This window comes from Arthrobacter sp. SO3, from assembly GCF_020532825.1.
Classification (GTDB): Bacteria; Actinomycetota; Actinomycetes; order Actinomycetales; family Micrococcaceae; genus Arthrobacter.
In genome coordinates, this window is sequence record NZ_MQTS01000239.1 from 1 (window position 1) to 2548 (window position 2548).

Consider the following 2548-nt stretch of genomic DNA (forward strand, 5'->3'; position numbering starts at 1 on the left):
AACCAGAACCCACTGCCCTCCCGACAACCACCCCGGCTCCGCAACCCGCTCCCGAGCCGGTCACCGCGCCGGCACCAACTCCCACTCCAACCCCAACACCGACGCCGGTCCTGAGTCCGACACCTACGCCGACTGGCTCCAGTCCCACGCCCTCGCCGACTCCGGTCGCTACGTACCCGGCGCCCGCCCCGGGCTCCACTTCACCGGTGGTCGCTCCGACACCAACGCCGGTCGTAACCGACCCGGCCCTGGATCTCACGCTGCCGGTGATAGATCCAGCCCTCCCGGTTCCGGCGCCTGCCGACCCGCTGGTGACAGATCCACTGGTGACGGACCCGCTTCAGGCAGTGCCGGTGGTCCCGGTTGGGGTAGAGACGGCTGGTCCGGCGGTCCCGGACCTGGCGGTCCTTGACATGGTGGTGGCGGTCGATGCAGTGCTGCCTGCGCCGGTTGGCGCACCCCCGGACCCCGTCGGAGCCGCGTCGGAAACCCCTCCGGACTGCAAAGTCACCGCCGAAGCCCTCGCGGTGGTTCAGGGGGCGTCCCCGGCGCCCGGCACTGAGTTCTTTGGCAGTGCCCTGTACCTGCCTGCCCTCGATAGCATCCCCGTTCATCTGAGCGGGACGGGCCAGGCCTCCACCAGTGTGCCCCCGGCAGGATCTGCCCCGGGAGGCACTGCGCCACCAGCACCGACCGGCCACAACAACCCGAGCCCCTGGCCCAACGGGACAGGTCTGCCTGCTCCCAATGCCCTGCCTGCGGCCCCCGGTTCCGGTTCCGGTAACACCGTCTCGTCCGGCGGACCCGGCGGCGGCGCTGCCTGGCTCCCAAGCCCGTACCTTGTCATTCCCACCACCGGCGCCGATCCAATCAGCGGTCCGCTGCAGCACGTACACTCAGCCGACGCCGCCGACCCCGGTTCATCTCCTGACTAGTTAGCCGTCTCTGCCCTCCACAGAGCACGGCCAATCGGGCTGCCTTGAGCGCCCGCCAACAGTCATTCAGGAGACCCCCAATGGACGCCACCGTCCGCTGCCGTCATTCCGGCACCCCTCTTTCCGCCGCAGCCTCCCCCGCCGTCGGGCTGGCGCCTGCAAATCCGTACCGGGGAGCCGACCGCCCGGCCGGACCGCCGGCGCGCCGCAAACCGACAACTCGCCTTGAGGAGCGCCCGCCGTAGTCCCGCGCCCGCCCTCGCAGAGGTCTTGTGAGGCCGGAGCGACGTCGTTGGGTCCGCTGGGGGACTCAACGGCACACAGCTCCGGCAAGGCAAACCGTCGTTGGGTCCGCTAGGGGGACTCAACGCCGCACACGCTCCGGCAAGGCATACCGTCGTTGGGTCCGCTGGGGGACTCAACGGCACACAGCTCCGGCAAGGCAAACCGTCGTTGGGTCCGCTAGGGGGACTCAACGCCGCACACGCTCCGGCAAGGCATACCGTCGTTGGGTCCGCTGGGGGACCCAACGGCACAGCGCTCCGGCAGCATCCAACCTGCACGGCGGCCGTCGGTCCGCGGCCGCCGTGCAGGGAGCAGATACCCGTCCCGGTATCATTCTTGGGGGGCGCCGCCGTGGCGCCCCGGGGGAAGGGACGGGGACAAGCGTGGACAGTTCGCCCAATAGCAACAAGGCACAACTCCTGGGCGGCCGCTACCGGCTCGGGGAAGTGATCGGCCGGGGCGGAATGGCGTCCGTTTACAGCGCCAAGGACATGAATCTGGGCCGCGATGTGGCACTGAAGCTCTTTGCCCCGCAGTCCGCCGACCCGGACGAACTCCGGCGTCAGGAAGCCGAGATCGAGCTGCTGGCAACCCTGAACCATCCGAGCCTGGTGACACTCTTCGACGCCGGCACGGACAGCCGCATCGCCGAGGAACCACGGCCGTTCCTGACCATGGAACTTGTGGATGGGCAGGACCTCCGGGCCCGGATCCGGCACAGCCCGCTGCCGCTGGATGAGATCGCGGTCATCGGGGCCGGGGTCTCTGATGCCCTGGCCTATGTGCACTCGCTCGGCATCATCCACCGGGATATCAAGCCGGCCAACATCCTGCTTGTACCTGTCCGGCCCGGGGAACCTTTGCGGCCGAAACTCACCGACTTCGGGATCGCCCGCCTTGTGGACGGGACCCGGCTCACCGCCACCGGCACCATGGTGGGAACCGCCGCGTACCTGAGCCCGGAACAGTCGCGGGGCGCCGACCTGGGTCCGGCAAGCGACATCTATTCGCTCGGACTGGTCCTGCTCGAATGCATCAAGGGCGACGTCGAATATCCCGGCAGCGCCGTGGAATCCGCCGTCGCGAGGCTTCACCGGGCCCCGGCCATCCCCGGCTCGGTGCCCGCCGAGTGGGCCCAACTCCTCCGGGCCATGACAGCCCTGGATCCTCTGGACCGCCCGTCCGCCGCGGACCTCGAAGTGGCACTGCGGCATGCCCTGGTCTCCCCCGCATCCCTTCCCGGACTGCTCGCCGAGGAGCGCACCCGTGTTCTGCCTGCCCCGCCGGCCCGTCCCCCGCGGCCATCCCCAGCCGGATTGGGCGCCAGC

2 protein-coding genes are annotated in these 2548 nt (G+C 69.8%); both read left to right on the forward strand.

Going from position 1 to position 2548, the window contains the following annotated elements; translation table 11 throughout:
* Positions 1-206: 206 nt before the first annotated feature.
* On the forward strand, positions 207-935 hold the full coding sequence (locus BJQ90_RS20385) for a hypothetical protein (protein ID WP_226762006.1): 729 nt from the start codon (positions 207-209) through the stop codon (positions 933-935).
* 668 nt (positions 936-1603) lie between these two features.
* On the forward strand, positions 1604-2548 hold a 945-nt coding region (locus BJQ90_RS20390), incomplete at its 3' end, for a serine/threonine-protein kinase (protein ID WP_226762007.1).